Here is a 15,791-nt window from a genome sequence, read left to right as displayed (position 1 = left end):
ATTGTAAATACTAATTAATTTTATAATGACCAGTCGATATCTGCGGGCATTTCTACACCAAGTTCTTCAATACTAGGCCAAAACAGTCCAGCCGCTTTAACATCTTCACGAATATCATTAATAAAATCTTGCATTACGTCCGCGCTATCGCGTTTCTTTAGTCCTACTTCGATTGCATATTTATTTCCAGCATTATGAGGACGACCAAAAGAAAGTAGTCCTTGACGAAGCCATTTAGCAAATACTGTTTGTGCTTGGACGCGGTTGGTTTCTTCTTGGCAAAGGCTAATAGCGATTTTTGCCCCATGTGATTGATGACCACGTTCTTCTTGGATAATTTTATCTACAATAGTTCGGTAAGGTTCCCATGAGCAATTTTCATATTCTTGTAACTGCCAAAAGCCACCACGATCATAAAGCCACTGAGCAACACCTAATTCTAGCCATGAGTCAACAAATGGGATTGGTTTATTTTTTAATCGTTCCATTACCCACTCATCAACAGATTCACCTGTATATTGTTTATAAAGGTTAGCAACAGCAAAGTAATGTTCTGTTTCTTCATTAATATGCCAAACCATAAACTTAAAGTTTTTTACAGGAACAAATTGCAACCCATAACCAAACAATTGTGCTGCGGCTAGTTCACGATAAGCTTGTGAGCGCATCATTTGAATTACGGTTTCTTGATATTTGGGATCTTTTTCTTTTAATGCTTGTGTTGCTTCCATGAAATTATTCCTCTTTTAGTTAAAGATTTTACTCGCACAGGAAATTTTATTATCCGCATTTTTTTCTAACATACTAGGATGATTGGCGATATTGCTTATTCATAGCTAAGTGCCACAACAGGATCTTTTTGTGCTGCATAAATGGCTGGGTAAAGTGCGCCAAGTAATGCTCCAAAAATGCCTACTAGAGCAGTAATTAAAAGCCAATTCCATTCAAAATCAATATGTTGAAGACTTGTGAATTTTGTTATTAAAAGACGTGATAGAAAGGCTAAGGAATAACCAAGTAAAACGCCTATTATCCCAATTAATACAGCTTCTTTTTCAATAGTCCAAATAATAAAAGTCCGGGATGCTCCTAAACTTTTTAATACACCTATTTCTTTAGTCCTTTCACTTATTGCGGTATACATAGAAAGTAAAATTACTAATGTACTAATAAATACAGATAATGCGACTAAAACTTTTAAGAAGACATCTAAGGCAGGTAAACCTTGAGAATAAAGGCGAGGTAAATCACGAGTAAAAATTATTTGAGTGTCAGTAGTTGCTTGACCAATTTGTTGTGCAATTTTTTCTTGATCTTTTGGATTTTCACAACGAACAAGTAACATTGTGCAACGGTTTTCTGCTGAAAGCAATTCTTGGATCATTGAAAGGCGAACTTTTATACGTGATCCAACCGTTGGGCTATAAATCCCGGCTAGCTTAAAAGTTTTGTCTAGCGTTTTTACAGGATCGCCAATTTTTAATTTTTTTTCTGCTGCATAATCTGCATCAACAATGGCTTCAGTGTCGCTAGTAGGGGCTTGGCCTTCAACTAATTTAACTCCTGTAGTTTGTAGGTAACTATCAAAAACAATTGCTTCTGTAACTCGAAAACCTATACCCGTTCCAGTATTTTGCACATATTGGGCTACAGGAGTAACTGCTTTTACTCCAGAGATTTGAGAGACTTTTTCCACCTCTTTTATATCCATTGAAAGAGTATTAGAAGCAAGTCCAGCAGTAAAACTTCCTACAGGTCTAACAATTATTTCTGCTGCCATATTTGCTTCTCTAGAAGCACGATCCTGTAACATTCCATGAGCTAGTCCAACAATAATTAATATCAAGACTATACCAATAGAAATTCCAATAGCAGTCATTAAAGTACGTAAAGGACGGTGCTTAACATTGGCAATAACCAAACTTTCCATTTTTTAGAAAACTCCTTATAAGGTTAAAAAGAGAATGAAAGAAAAAGATTTTTTTGCAACAAATAGTAAAATTTTTCCCAAAAAAGAAATAAATATTAAACTACTTTGTAGATAGATCAAGGTGTCAAAGGGCAAGTTGGTAATAAATGTTTTGCAGGATAGGGGTTTTTTATATATACTTTTTAGAATTTAGTTCTAGAATTCTAGTAAAAGCACTCGTAGCCAGCAGCTATTTAGGCTAGCTGGCTTTTTCCTTGCCTAAAAACAACAAAAGCGAAGCAACCATTGCTCCGCTTCTATTAGAATTTTTAATTTATTAACTATTCAGTCACTTCTTCAACTTCAACATTGGAGACAATACTCTCTTCTGTTATGTTTTCTATTTGTTCATCTGTTGCTAGAAGGTTTCTTTTATATAGAACTTTTAATGGGTTAAGCTGATTACCAAAACTATCAGTTAATTCAAAATGTAGGTGTGGGCCAGTAGATCGACCTGTAGAACCTACTAAAGCAATAGTATCATTGATGTTTACGCTATCGCCTTCACTAACAAATAGTTTTTGTGCATGTGCATAACGAGATAATTGACCATCCTTATGTTCAATTATTAGAGTATTTCCATAACCACTTTGCCAACCAGAAAAAACTACTTTTCCTTCTGCTGCTGGATAAATGGGTGTGCCAGTGGCGGCAGCAATATCAATACCTTTATGACGATGACCACGGCGCTTTTCACCATAAATAGAGCTAATTAAGCCTTTTAATGGGAAGTAATATTTTTTTGCAAAATTAAGTACACGTTTTGGATTAACAAACCTTGGGCGGGTGACAACTTCTTTAGCTTCGGAACTATCGGCTGATTCTGTTTTGTTATCATTTACTGTTGATTCTTTGCTGTTATTAGCAAAGTTGGATGACATAGACAAATGTTTGTAATCTTGGGCAAAAGTGCTTTGTTGTAAACAAAATACACTTAAAAGTAGGGCAACAACAAAAAAGTTTAAGTTAACTTTTTTGTTTTTTCTAGGAGAGACTCTAATGTTGGTAGACAAAAACTCACCAAAATGCATGAAAAATCCTTTCCTTAAGCTAAGTCTAAAAACACCTAGACTATAGCAATACTGAATACAGATTAATTTTTTGGGGAAGGGAAAAGAGTCCAAGCTAGAAAAGTGGACACTCGTCCTTCCAATTATGCCTACGAGGTTAGCTGACGGGCTTGAGTTTGGAAGTTCTCTAGTAAGCGTAAAATAAATCGAAATACGCTTAAATGCGCCCCTGCTAGTAAGTTAAAAACTTACTAGTGAAATTGGTTCCCCCGTTTCTTTGTTTACACAAAGAATTAGGCCGACAAAGAATGCAAAAAATGCAAGCAAGAGATATTTAATTTTTGTTGCATTTTTTAGGCTAGTAAAAAGACGGCTAGCCCGTCCTGCTGTGCAGCAGAGATGGCGATTATAGATAAGAAAATTTTGGTTGACTAGCCTAAATTCCGGTTTCTATTTAAGAAGGATTATCTTATTTAATTTCTACTAGTTACATTCGCTTCCTTTAACAGTTGAGTTGCATGTTCTACTATTAATTGCATCTCATTTTCTCTATCTATACTGTAATAGCCTCGAATATGACTACGATTATCTATTAAAACTAGCCGTTGGCTATGGCTCATTGGGTCTTCACCAAGGCTTAAGCGAAAACCTTTTACAGAAAGATCAATAATTTTTGCTTTTTCTCCTGTAAGAAACTGCCAATTGTCCTTAGCTTCAAATTTTTTAGCATATTCAGTTAATTTTTCTGGACTGTCTGTAGCAGGATCAACACTAATAGAAAGTAGGTGTAAACCTTTATCACCAAGGGTTTTGTCTAATTTAGACATTCGTGCTGTCATAACGGGACAAACGCCCTGGCAACTAGTGAAAAAGAAGTCTGCTACCCAAATTTTTCCTTTTAAGTCTGCTGTTGTTAAGGTTTTTCCACTTTGATTAGTAAGAGAAAATTCTGGTAATTCCCCAAGATCAGATAAAGTTATTAACTGTTCATTTCCTACAACTGCATTTGATGTTTGATTGTTATTGGTTGGGCTTTGACAATTAATAAAAAGTGAAACTATTAAAAGCAAAGCTATTGTAAGGTAAACTTCTAGTTGAGATCGAGTTAACATAGTAATTTATAAGTACCTCTAAAGAATAATAAAAATTAGCCTAAGATTATCACAAATTTGTTGCTACAAAAGACTTTACTACCAACTTTGGACAGCTTGGAATTTTATATTAAACATCTGTTGACTTTCTTCTTACAGACAGATATTTTCTTTTTTTAACACTTCTGTTGTGCCTAAATTCTCCGCTAAAATATATCAATAAAACTTAAGGAGTTTTTCATGCAATTAGCTGAACTTTATCAGGAACATATTGCTAAACTAAAAAATAGCTACACAAATATTATTAATGAACTATCTGAGCGGGGAATAAATTTAGATGGTGTGTTAATTCATTCTGGCAGTGAGGGTTATTATTTTGCTGATGATAACCATATTGCTTTCCGTAATGTTCCGCATTTTACACATTGGCTTCCATTAGAAGCACCTGAGCAGTTTTTGCTTTTTCAACCTAATAAACCATTAAAATTATTTCGATATATTCCTAAAGATTTTTGGTATGAAACTCCGGTTGATGCTGCTAAACATTGGCAATCAGAATTTGAAATTACAGAAGTAAATCAAGTTAGTGAAATAGCTAAGCTTTTACCTAATTTAAGCCAAATTGCTTATATAGGTAATAATACTAGTTTGGTTCAAGAATGGGGAGTAAATCCAGAGCTAGTTCAACCAAGAAGTTTGATGAGCAGACTAGATTTTGCCCGCGCAATTAAAACACCTTATGAAGTTCATTGCATAAAATTAGCTAATCAACGTGCTGCTTGTGGACATCGTGCAGCATTAGCCGCTTTTCAAGCAGGACTAAGCGAGCGGGAAATCCATAGAGATTATCTTAATGCAATAGATGGTGCAGAAACTGATACACCTTACACTAATATTGTTGCATTAAATGAAAAGGCTGCTGTACTGCATTATCAACATAAACGTGGTCGAGAAGCCTCTAACGGGGATTTGCTTTTAATTGATGCTGGGGCAAAAATGTTTGGCTATTGTAGTGATATTACTAGAACTTACTTACGTGAAGGTGTTGATGATGTATTCCAAGAATTACTTAATAAAATGGAAAGTTTGCAACAAGCTTTGGTTGCTCAAGTAAAAGTTGGACTATCTTATATAGATATTCATCAAGCTACTCATCAAGGAGTAGCTAAAATATTAGCTGAGTTAGAGTTAATTAAATTATCAGCAGATGAAATTTTTGCACGTGGTTTTACACATCCTTTCTTCCCTCATGGAATTGGGCATTTATTAGGGATTCAAGTTCATGATGTTTCTGGTCATGTGGCTGATAAAGAGGGGACTCCAGCCCCACCTCCAGCAGAGTATCCATTTTTAAGATTTACTCGTGTAATAGAAGCAGGACAAGTTTTTACAATTGAACCTGGTTTTTATTTTATTCCGATGCTGCTTGAGCCTTACCGAAATGGAGAAGACAAAGATTTATTTAACTGGGCAATGATTGACCGACTTTCTAAGTTTGGAGGCATTCGCATAGAAGACAATATTTATGTTAGGGTTGAAGGGCCAGAAAATCTAACAAGGGCGGTTTTAAGTTAATGGAAAACTTTGATCCTAATGCTGCTGCTCTAGCTGATTCTGGTATTTTTGGGCTTCCAAACACTTTAGAAAATAGCAAAGTTGTGTTAATTCCTGTTCCTTTTGAAGCTACTACATCTTATGGAGGCGGGACGGCTTCGGGCCCAAGTGCAATACTTGCAGCAAGTAAACAAGTTGATTTATATGATTATGGGACGGGACGACCTTACAAAAGCGGAATTTACTTATTAGAAGAGTCAGCAGAAATACAAGACTATAACCGAAAAGCAAAAAAGCTAGCTACACCTATTATTGAAGCTAGTGGAAATGTAAAAGACTCTCCAAGACTTCAATTTAATTTAGATAAAGTTAATGAATATTGCAGTAAGCTAAATCATATTGTTTATGAAACGGCACGCGAACTGCTAGCTAAAGATAAAATTGTTGGGTTAGTAGGCGGCGATCACGCTACGCCTTTTGGCTCAATAAAGGCACACACAGAAGCTTATCCAGGTGGTTTTGGAATTTTACACCTAGATGCACATTGTGATCTAAGGCAATCTTATGAAGGCTTTGATTGGTCACATGCTTCTATTATGTATAATGTTATTAACCATTTACCAAGAGTTACTAAACTTGTCCAAGTTGGTATTAGAGATTTTTCTGAGGGAGAATTAGAGGTTATACAAAACTCTCACGGTCGAATTGTTACTTATTTTGATGAAATATTAATGGCACATAAATTTGAAGGCGTAGCCTGGGCAAGAATAGTAGACGGAATAATTAAAGATTTACCAGAACAAGTTTATCTTTCTTTTGACATTGATGGACTAGATCCCACGCTTTGCCCAAATACAGGAACACCTGTTCCGGGCGGGCTTTCTTTTCAAGAAATTATTGCTTTGCTTGGTGGGCTAGTGCGTTCAGGTCGTCGGATAATTGGGTTTGACCTTACAGAAGTTGCACCCGGGCCTGATGGCGATGAATGGGACGCTAATGTTGGGGCAAGACTTCTTTATAAAATGATAGGTTATACTTTACTTAGTCAAAATTCTAAAAAAAATAAACAGCGCAAAAAATAAAATTTATGAAAAGGTTCTTTAACTTACTAGTTTTCTTTTTAATCATATCTTTAACATTATCTCAAAATTTTTCTTTAGCCAGTCAAAACTTTGCTTTAGTCCCTGAAACACTTGGTGCTGGTGAAATTACTACACTTGTAGGGAGTGATCGTGCTTTTGGTGATGGTGGGCCAGCCCTTCAAGCTAGCTTAAATGCTCCTAAAGCAATGATTTTTGATAAAGCAGGAAACTTGCTAATAGCAGATACAAACAATCATAGAGTAAGAAAAATAAACTTAACTACTGGTGAAATTACTACTATTGCTGGGATTGGAATGGCTGGGTTTACTGGTGATGGTGAACCAGCAGCACGAACTAAGCTAAATTTTCCTAATGGTTTGGCGATAGACGAGCGAGGAAATATTTTTATTAGCGATTCTGCTAATCACCGTATCCGTCGGGTTGATGTTGATAGCTCTGTAATTACTACTGTTGCTGGCAATGGTGAAATGGGACAAGATAGAGATAATGTTTTAGCAACGCAAACTAGTTTAACTAATCCTTTTAGCCTAGCAATTGATAAATCAGGCAATATTTATGTTTTACAACTTGAAAGTTTTAGAGTTCGCCGAATTGATGTAAATAGCAGAATCATTACAACCTTTGCTGGTAATGGTAAAGCAGGAGTTAGCCGAGATGGAGAAATAGCCGCTTCTAATAGCATAATTCCTGTTGCTATTAATATTGATAATCAAGACAACTTGCTAATTGTTGAAACTAGCGCAGAACCAAAATTTGATAATATCCTGCTTAGCAACCGAGTCCGACAAGTAAACACTCAAACAGGGGTTCTTAACACCATTGCTGGAAATGGTTGTAATCCTTTTCGTAGCTTAAGTTGTACTTCTATTGAAGGGGAGCTAGCTACTAAAACAAGCTTGATTTTTCCCTTAAATGTTACGGTTGATCAATTAGGAAATATTTTTATTATTGATGATACACAAGTAAAAATGGTAAGTAGTTCAACAGGAGCAATTACCACGATTGCAGGAAATGGAGAAAAACAACTTAAAGCTAATAATGGTGATGGTGGCGCAGCTAAACAAGCAACTCTATTTCCTTTTGCTTTGGCGGCTAGAGCTTCTGAGCTTTTTATCCTTGACTCAGGTTATGACCAAGTTCGACGAGTTAGCCTAGATACAAATACTATTGATTCTATTGCAGGAGTTGGTATTGGAGATGGTAAAACGGCTAAAGCTAGTAAATTAAATGCTCCAACAGGTTTAGCCCTAGATTCCACTAACAATTTATTTATTGCAGATACCTCACATAACTTAATCCGCAAAGTTGATGCTATAACAGGAGTAATTACTAGTGTTGCTGGTACTGGAAAAAATAATTTTAATGGTGATGGCAAACTAGCAGTTGACACAGACCTTTCTGAGCCAATTTTTGTAGCCGTAGATGGAAAAGACAATCTTTTTATTGTTGAGCGTAGCAACCGAGTCCGTCGCCTTGATAACTCAACCAAAACAATTACTACTATTGCAGGTAATGGAATGGCAGGTTTTAGTGGTGATGATGGCAATGCTACCTTAGCAAAATTAAATAGTCCATCTAGTGTAGTAATTGATGATGTTGGAAATATATTTATTGCAGATACAGCTAATCATCGAGTCCGCCGAGTTGATAACCAAACAAGGAATATTACAACTATTGCAGGCAATGGAATAGCAGGTTTTAGCGGGGATGGAGCGACAGCTATTAATGCTAGTTTAGATTCACCTACTGGCTTAGCCTTAGCTAACAACACTTTATTTATTGTTGATAATAGTAATCGTGTTCGTAGTCTTAGCCTCTCATCAGGCATTATTAGCACTTTTGCAGGTAATGGAAAATTTGGCTTTAAGGGTGATAACAAAACAGCTAAAAAGGCAAGTTTTCAATTTCCTAAATCTTTAACTACAGATAGAGAAAATTTATTTATTGCTGATACTGGCAATAATAGAATACGTGCAATTAATCTATCTACAGGAGTTATTAGAACAATTGCTGGTGATGGTGTAAGTGCCTATGCTGGAGATAATGGAGAAGCAACAAAAGCTAGTTTATCCACGCCAACTAATATTGCTATTGATAAAATAGGAAATTTATTTATTTCTGACCAAAAAAATAATGTTGTTAGGGTAATTAAAAAATAATTAATAGGGATATTTAGCTGAATATTCATCAATAGTTAAAACCTCATTGCGATAGAAAAAACGGCTAAAGAAAATTCCTGCTAAAAATCCTCCTATGTGTGCCATAAGTTACACCATCACCACTACTTGAAATAGCAGTGGAAAACTGGCCTAGGAGTTGTAAAATAAACCAAAATCCAACAACAAAAATTGCTGGTAGTTCTACTATGCTAGCAAAGATTCCAACAGGAATAATTACTTTAATTTTATGGGCTGGAAATGTGACTAAATAGGCTCCAAGTATTCCTGCAATTGCTCCTGATGCTCCAAGTGAAGGAATAATTGCAAGGGGTTGGCTAGATATGTGAGCTAGAGAAGCTATTATTCCACAAAGTAGATAGAAAATTAGTAAGCGAAAATGTCCAAAACAGCCTTCTATTTCTTCTCCAAACACCCAAAGATAAATCATGTTACCTAAGATATGAAACAGGCTACCATGCATAAACATAGAGGTAAGAAGGGTTAAATAAATAGGGTCAGGGCCAGGAGCTTGAGGAATTTTGCCTAATCCATCAATAAAACCTGGTTTAACCAAGTCAATATTATTAGTTATTTCATAAGGAATTGCTGAATAGCCGACAATAAAAGGTTCTCCTAGTAGTAATTCTAGTAAAAATACATAAATATTTATAATAACCAGTAAATAAACTATTACAGGAATTATTTTTTGTTTAGTAGGTTGATGTCCAATAGGTATCATACTTAAACACCTACCTTTTATTTCTAGCTAAATAGAAAGAGACACAAAAACTATGCCTAAGTTTTTAGAAGTTTGGTAAATTATTGTTAATTAATAGCTTATAAGGGGAATAAATTTAATAGATTAAAATAAAAAACTTAATTTATAGGGCAAAATTGCTCAATAAAATAGAGAGGTTGTTAAAAATTTTGTGTTAGGGGCAACTTGTTAATTAAAGCTTAATTACAGCAATCTTGGTCAGGTTTACATTGTAGGTTTTCTGGAGTTTGAGCAGCACGTTTATTGATATCTAACTCGCTTTCTTCGGTTTCCGGGCGTTTGATCATTACAATTTGATTGCCGCGAGTGTTATAACGCACTTCATCCATAATATGATAAATCAACATCACGCCACGCCCACAAGGACGCAAAATATAATCAGGGTCGGTTGGATTAGGTAGACTATTTAGGTCAAAACCTTCGCCTTCATCGGTAATAGTAAAACTTGCTTGTTGAGGGGTAATTTCTGCAACTATGTGGATTCGTTTGTTTGGGTCAGATTTGTTTCCATGTTTTATTGCGTTAGCAATGGCTTCATCTAAGGCAACAAAAATATTAGAAGTAGAGGGTTGAATAATTCCTAAATGTGCAGTGCGTTCAATTAGATAGGCTAAAACTTCGTGCATCCATTCAATTTGGCTTGGGATAACAAACTCTATTTTTTCCTTCAAAAAAGGCAAAATTTTATGAAAATCGTTTTTCTTAGGATCTTTTGCCATAGGTGAATTAGATGCTTGTGTCAAAGTTTCTTTCTCCTTAAGTTTATTAATTAACCTGTTTTAAGACTAAAGATTAATCGTTAAGGGTTGACAGTAGATTAAAAGAAAACACTATAAAAATGCAATATCAATTTTCACCGATTTTGTAACAACTGGCAGGGCTTATTTATTTATACAAAAATGTTTATACTCTTCTGTTTGCTAAAAATTGAGTAATAAAAGAAATATTTTTTAGGGGGAATGACTTTAATGCTAGTAATGAAGTTCGGCGGTACATCTGTAGGGAGTGCTAGTAGAATTGCCGAAATAGTAAAAATTATTAAGAATGAACAAGAAACAACAAAAGAAATTGTGGTAGTTGTGTCAGCAATGAGTGGTGTTACTAATGGTTTGTTAGCCGCCGCAACAGCCGCAACAGAAGGTAAACAAGCTGAATATGAAAGCATTTGCCAAGATTTGCTTCGTAAACATCGAATTGCTATTTTAGAGCTAATTAAAGATGCTGTGCGTTGTGAAGAACTACTTAAAGAAATTGAAAAGCTAATTGAACAAAATTGTAGCCGTCTTTGCTACGGCATACAAATTTTAGGAGAAGCTTCCCCACGTGCTTTAGATGCAATTGCTTCTTTAGGCGAACGTCTTTCGGCTCGTCTTGTGGCTGCTGCACTTACAGAAGCAGGAATTTTAGCTGAGTGGCTAGAAGCTACAGATTTAATTGTTACAGATGATAATTTTGGAGATGCCGCACCTCAAATGCCAGAAACCGAAGCTAGAACAAAAGAAAAATTATTGCCAGTATTAAGCTCAGGTCATGTTGCAGTTGTTACTGGCTTTATTGGTGCTACTCGTAAGGGTGTAATTACTACGCTAGGTCGTGGCGGCTCTGATTATACAGCAGGAATTATTGGAGCTTGCTTAAAGGCTAGTGAAGTTTGGATTTGGACGGACGTTGATGGTGTAATGACGGCTGACCCTTCAATTGTTCCTGATGCTCATACTTTATCTGAAATGACTTATAGCGAAGCAGCAGAACTTTCTTACTATGGTGCTAAAGTGCTGTATCCAAAGACAATATTGCCAGTAATTAAAGATGAAATCCCACTACTAATAAAAAATAGCTTTTTTCCTGACCGAGTAGGCACACGTATTGCCTCAACAACTTCTACTAAAGATAGTGATGTAAAAGCTATTACCTCAATAAAAAATATTAGTTTAATTACTATTAGTGGACGTGGAATGATGGGGGTGCCAGGAATTGCAGCAAAAACTTTTACTGCCGTTGCTAGCCAAAATGTCAATATTTTAATGATTTCTCAATCTTCTTCAGAAAATAATATTTGCTTTGTTATTAATACTTCTGAGGTAGAACGTACCTGCAATGTCTTAAGACGAGCCTTAGAAATAGAGTTTCATCATAAACATATTGAAGATATTCAAGTTCAAGATAAAGTTGCAATCATCGCTGTTGTAGGCGAACGAATGAAAGGCACACCCGGAATTGCTGCACGAATGTTTGGAGCCGTAGGAACTAGTCAAGCAAACATCATTGCTATTGCTCAAGGTTCATCGGAAATTAATATTTCTTTTGTAATTCCTGAGTCTGATATTGCTAGAGTTGTTAGATCCATTCATGATGAGTTTAAGTTAGGCAAAAGCAAGTAAGCTAAATAGTTAGCTAGCAATAAAATTGCTGGCTAACACTTAAATAAATGTTTTAGGGATTAAAATTGATGAAAATTAGTCGCTTAATTTGGTTATGTTTAATTTTATGTCTAATAATTACACCATTTACCATACAAACAAAAGCTTTTGTTAATAGTGAAAATCAAACCAGATACATTACACTTTCTTCAGGAATTGAGGAGCTAAAAGCGCAATTTAATAAGGATGAAGGCAACACAAGACTTTTGCTTGTACTCTCGCCTGGCTGAGGAAAATGTATTGGGGGCCTCCCAAGTAACTAACAAAGTCTTAAAACAAATTGCTAGCACAAAACTAAAAGTTTATGTTGTTTGGTTGCCAATTTTGCGCAAAGATAAAGAGGAGAAAGTAGTAAAGGCAGTTACTTTTGTTAATGATGCTAGAGCAAAGCATTATTGGGACGCAGATAAATTTTTAGCTAAAGAATTCTCAGAAGTCTTGCAATTTCAAGATAATAAACCTGCATGGGATATTTATTTAGTTTATGGTCAGACAGCAAAATGGGAAGAAAAAGCACCTAAACCAGATTTTTGGATGCACAAATTAGACGAAATTCCAAAAGATAACTTTTTAGATCCAAAGAAGTTATCTCAAGAAATAGTAAAACGCCTTTCTACCAATTAAAAATAAAATTTTTAGATTTTTATGGGCCGTCGTAGTCAAGAAGAAGAAGTTAAAATAGCAGCTTTAAGAAATTCGGAAACCTTTTCTTTGCTTAGTGCTACAGAAATGGTTGAGCAAATAGAAGTGTTTCTAAAACATGGCTTGATTAATGAAGCTATTGCTAAACAAAGGCGTTTACCGCCTCCACTAACTACAGAGCAAGTTAGCGTTTATGCTAGCTTACGGGCTAATATTGCTGAACATTTTGCACGTTATGGCTATTATTCTGGTGTCTTGGACGTACTCCAACCTTATGACACTGTGCCAGCAAGAGCGCGACTACCAATAAAAGAACGTACACTGGTAAGCCTACAACTTGGAAAAGCTTATTGTGTTAATAGTAATTATCCTTCAGCAATTAGCCTGCTTAACGAATCTCTAAAATGTAGCACTCAAATTACAGATAAAAACTTGGAAGCTCAAGCACTTTGCCAAATAGGGATTGTTTATTTTAACTTGCAAGAATATGTAATTGCACAAGATAACTTAAGCCAAGCTCTTAAAATCTTTACCAAAAATAATGATAAAAAAGGAGAAGCAGAAAGTTATCTTTATACAGGAAAAGTTTTAGTTGGGCTTAGAGACTTTGATAAAGGCATAGAAAATTACCAAAAAGCCATACATTTAAGCTCAGACATTTTAGAAATTGACAAAGAAAATATTCAAACTCAAGCAAATGTCTCACTAGCAACGGTTTATTTTTTACAAGGAAAACTTAAACAAGCAATTGATTGTTATGAAGGTTTGATAAGACTTTATGGAGATAAACAAAAGTTTGCTCTAGCTGTGCAAACTTACAATGGTTTAGCTGGAAGTCTAATTTTAGTTGGTAATTGGGCGAGAGCAGAAGAGTTACTGGAAAAAAGTTTAACCCTTGCACGAAAGCAACAAGACGACTACGGCGAATCACTAGCCTTAGCTCAATATGGGCTTCTTTACACCTTAACAGGTCGAATTAATGAAGCTAAACCTAGCTTAAACTTTGCCTTAGAGCTAGCTCAACAAATTCGCGCTAAAGACTTAGAAAGTTTTTGTGAAGTTAATTTAGGAAAGCTTTATTTATTTTTAGGTGAAAAAGAGCAAGCTCTACTTCACTTAAAACCAGCCTTAGAAACCTCTTTATCAATTAATAGAATTGATTATGCTGTAGAAGCACAGCTAGCTTTTATAGAAATTTGCTTAAGCGAAAATAAGTTGCAACAAGCCCAAGCAGGTCTAAAAATTGCGCGTGATTGGTTGGGAGAAGAAAAAAATCTTTTGCTAATAGGTAAGCTACTTTACTATGAAGCGCGACTTGCAGAAAAACAAGGCCAAGAGTCTTTAACTAAATTAAATCAAGCAATTGAAATTTTTGAAGTCTGCTCGCTTCCATTAGACAAGGCTTTGTCTTTAATTGAACGTGCGCAAGTTTTACAAAAAAAGAAAGATCCAAAAGCATTAGCAGATTTAGAACGCGCTCAACAGCTTTTGCAAGAAATAGGAGCAACAGCTTTAGTAACACAAACTAATTTATTAACAAAGCAATTATTTAGTACAAGTAAGATTAATGATCAGAATAATTTAGCTACTCAGCTATTAGATGAAAGAAAACAAATACAACAAATAATTCGAGCTTGTTCTAGTCGTCAGGAAGCTTTTAAGCAAGCTGCACAAGTTTTGCAAGAACAGACTCAAGCAGATTTAATTACATTTTTTGAGTTAACAACAGAAAATCCACCTAAATTGCTAGCAAGCACAAATGAATTAAGTCTTGTTACAGAATCGCTTCAAGAGCGTTTTCAAATTGCTTTAGCTGGAAAAAAAAGTGGTTGGGTTGGTGAGCGTAGCTTAGATGAGCCGCTTTATTTAGCACTTCAATCAATAAATGAAGAGCAACAGCTAGCAGTTTTATTTTGGGGAGCATCACGTAAAGTTATTAATAAAGATTTAATCCAAGCCTTTTTAGAAATATTAGTAGAACTAACTAACTTAATTGCTAAGCAAGCTGAAGATAGAGTTGAGTTTGACGAAGTAGAAATTGGAAAAATAAAAAATTTTCAAAACCTGCCAGAACTTGTTTTTGCTAGCCGAAAAATGTCAGAACTTACAGATCAGATTAATAGAATTCATTCTAGTAATTTAACTGTACTAATTACAGGTGAATCAGGAACAGGAAAAGACTTGATTGCTAGGGCAGTTCACACGGCTAGCGAACGTCGGGCGCGTCCGTTTTCTCCTTTTAATTGTACTGCTACACCTCAAGAAATTGTTGAAGCACAGCTTTTTGGCTATCGCAAAGGTGCTTTTACAGGTGCAAATATTGATTATGAAGGTGTAATTCGTGCTGCTGAGGGCGGAACACTTCTTTTAGATGAAATAGGGGATTTAAGCCTAAATATTCAGCCTAAGCTGCTACGTTTTCTACAAGATGGAGAAATTCAACCTATAGGCTATACTCGACCAATAAAAGTAAATGTACGGATAATTGCTAGCACAAATCGAGATTTAGAAAAAATGGTAGAGCGTGGAGAATTTCGAGAAGACCTTTATCATCGGCTAAATATTCTTCGTTTATATGTTCCACCTCTAAGACAGCGACGCGAAGAAATTAGATTGCTAGCACAATATTTCTTAAAAGAATCTTGTCAGCGTACCAATAAACGGTTAGGCTTTAGTTTGGCGGTCTTAAATCTAATAGAATCTTATGATTGGCCCGGAAATGTGCGTCAGCTAAAAAATGAAATTGAGCGAATAGTAGCTTTTTCAGGTGAAAAAGATACAATAGAAAAATATCATCTTTCGCAAGATATCTTGCAAGCAACAGCTAATCTAAAAATAAAAGGCCAAGTGTTGGAAAAAAATGACTTACCAGAATTTCAAGAAGGCATGTCATTAGATGAAACCTTAATGCAGATTGAAAAACAAATAATTGTTAAGGTCTTAAAACAATGTCGGGGCAATATTCGCCGGACTTCTACTTTGCTGGGTATTTCTCGAAAAGGTCTTTACGATAAAATAAAACGTCTAAAAATTCGTCATTAACCTATAAGGATCTAATTAAATTT

General features: G+C 35.3%; 13 protein-coding genes. 7 read left to right on the top strand and 6 right to left on the bottom strand.

Translation table 11 applies throughout. The features are described from left to right. Positions 1–20: 20 nt before the first annotated feature. The 4 genes from IPK14_12635 to IPK14_12620 all read right to left on the bottom strand — a co-directional run bounded on the left by IPK14_12635 (position 21) and on the right by IPK14_12620 (position 4,091). Positions 21–731 carry a phenylacetate-CoA oxygenase subunit PaaI gene (locus tag IPK14_12635; protein ID MBK7994227.1) on the bottom strand — a complete coding sequence of 237 codons (711 nt, stop codon included), beginning with the start codon at positions 729–731 and terminating at the stop codon, positions 21–23. Positions 732–826: 95 nt separating this feature from the next. After that, the gene (locus tag IPK14_12630; protein ID MBK7994226.1) at positions 827–1,930 is read right to left on the bottom strand and encodes an ABC transporter permease; all 1,104 of its coding nucleotides are present in this window, start codon (positions 1,928–1,930) and stop codon (positions 827–829) included. A gap of 320 nt (positions 1,931–2,250) precedes the next feature. Then, positions 2,251–2,982: a M23 family metallopeptidase gene (locus tag IPK14_12625; protein MBK7994225.1), complete on the bottom strand. Its 732-nt coding sequence runs from the start codon at positions 2,980–2,982 to the stop codon at positions 2,251–2,253. Positions 2,983–3,452: 470 nt separating this feature from the next. Next, positions 3,453–4,091 carry an SCO family protein gene (locus tag IPK14_12620; GenBank protein MBK7994224.1) on the bottom strand — a complete coding sequence of 213 codons (639 nt, stop codon included), beginning with the start codon at positions 4,089–4,091 and terminating at the stop codon, positions 3,453–3,455. A 219-nt stretch (positions 4,092–4,310) separates the two neighbouring features. Here IPK14_12620 and pepQ point away from each other — a divergent pair, with 219 nt between their 5' ends. The 3 genes from pepQ to IPK14_12605 are packed head-to-tail and all read left to right on the top strand — an operon-like array spanning position 4,311 to position 8,886. After that, entirely contained in the window at positions 4,311–5,645 is a 1,335-nt protein-coding gene (gene pepQ, locus IPK14_12615) for a Xaa-Pro dipeptidase (protein ID MBK7994223.1), read from the top strand. Next, positions 5,645–6,706 (top strand): agmatinase family protein, encoded by a 1,062-nt coding sequence (locus IPK14_12610; protein ID MBK7994222.1) that lies wholly within the window; start codon positions 5,645–5,647, stop codon positions 6,704–6,706. Before pepQ ends, IPK14_12610 begins: the two co-directional genes overlap by 1 nt. 5 nt (positions 6,707–6,711) lie before the next feature. After that, positions 6,712–8,886, top strand: coding sequence for a hypothetical protein (locus IPK14_12605; protein MBK7994221.1), 2,175 nt, complete (start codon positions 6,712–6,714; stop codon positions 8,884–8,886). 64 nt (positions 8,887–8,950) lie between these two features. On the opposite strand, the gene IPK14_12600 is transcribed toward IPK14_12605, so the two are convergent. Next, complete coding sequence (locus IPK14_12600; GenBank protein ID MBK7994220.1) at positions 8,951–9,625, bottom strand: rhomboid family intramembrane serine protease; 675 nt, start codon at positions 9,623–9,625, stop codon at positions 8,951–8,953. 218 nt (positions 9,626–9,843) lie between these two features. After that, on the bottom strand, positions 9,844–10,407 hold the full coding sequence (locus tag IPK14_12595; GenBank protein MBK7994219.1) for an ATP-binding protein: 564 nt from the start codon (positions 10,405–10,407) through the stop codon (positions 9,844–9,846). 225 nt (positions 10,408–10,632) lie between these two features. Between IPK14_12595 and IPK14_12590 the strand changes: the two genes are divergently transcribed. The 4 genes from IPK14_12590 to IPK14_12575 all read left to right on the top strand — a co-directional run bounded on the left by IPK14_12590 (position 10,633) and on the right by IPK14_12575 (position 15,768). Then, a complete protein-coding gene (locus IPK14_12590) occupies positions 10,633–12,045 on the top strand; it encodes an aspartate kinase (protein MBK7994218.1) in 1,413 nt (470 codons plus the stop codon). A gap of 68 nt (positions 12,046–12,113) precedes the next feature. Beyond that, on the top strand, positions 12,114–12,314 hold the full coding sequence (locus IPK14_12585) for a hypothetical protein (GenBank protein ID MBK7994217.1): 201 nt from the start codon (positions 12,114–12,116) through the stop codon (positions 12,312–12,314). Positions 12,315–12,324: 10 nt separating this feature from the next. After that, entirely contained in the window at positions 12,325–12,708 is a 384-nt protein-coding gene (locus IPK14_12580; protein MBK7994216.1) for a hypothetical protein, read from the top strand. Between the two features lie 21 nt (positions 12,709–12,729). Beyond that, the gene (locus IPK14_12575; protein MBK7994215.1) at positions 12,730–15,768 is read left to right on the top strand and encodes a sigma 54-interacting transcriptional regulator; all 3,039 of its coding nucleotides are present in this window, start codon (positions 12,730–12,732) and stop codon (positions 15,766–15,768) included. Positions 15,769–15,791: the final 23 nt, after the last annotated feature.

This window comes from Blastocatellia bacterium (assembly GCA_016713405.1).
Classification (GTDB): Bacteria; Acidobacteriota; Blastocatellia; order Chloracidobacteriales; family JADJPF01; genus JADJPF01.
The sequence above is the reverse complement of the archived record's forward strand: the minus strand, read 5'-3'. Positions and strand labels throughout refer to the sequence as shown.

Excerpts from the sequence above, each read along its gene's own strand:
- IPK14_12635 (MBK7994227.1), bottom strand. The coding sequence starts at position 731 with ATGGAAGCAACACAAGCATTAAAAGAAAAAGATCCCAAATATCAAGAA.
- IPK14_12630 (MBK7994226.1), bottom strand. The coding sequence starts at position 1,930 with ATGGAAAGTTTGGTTATTGCCAATGTTAAGCACCGTCCTTTACGTACT.
- IPK14_12620 (MBK7994224.1), bottom strand. The coding sequence starts at position 4,091 with ATGTTAACTCGATCTCAACTAGAAGTTTACCTTACAATAGCTTTGCTT.
- pepQ (MBK7994223.1), top strand. The coding sequence starts at position 4,311 with ATGCAATTAGCTGAACTTTATCAGGAACATATTGCTAAACTAAAAAAT.
- IPK14_12610 (MBK7994222.1), top strand. The coding sequence starts at position 5,645 with ATGGAAAACTTTGATCCTAATGCTGCTGCTCTAGCTGATTCTGGTATT.
- IPK14_12605 (MBK7994221.1), top strand. The coding sequence starts at position 6,712 with ATGAAAAGGTTCTTTAACTTACTAGTTTTCTTTTTAATCATATCTTTA.
- IPK14_12600 (MBK7994220.1), bottom strand. The coding sequence starts at position 9,625 with ATGATACCTATTGGACATCAACCTACTAAACAAAAAATAATTCCTGTA.
- IPK14_12590 (MBK7994218.1), top strand. The coding sequence starts at position 10,633 with ATGCTAGTAATGAAGTTCGGCGGTACATCTGTAGGGAGTGCTAGTAGA.
- IPK14_12585 (MBK7994217.1), top strand. The coding sequence starts at position 12,114 with ATGAAAATTAGTCGCTTAATTTGGTTATGTTTAATTTTATGTCTAATA.
- IPK14_12575 (MBK7994215.1), top strand. The coding sequence starts at position 12,730 with ATGGGCCGTCGTAGTCAAGAAGAAGAAGTTAAAATAGCAGCTTTAAGA.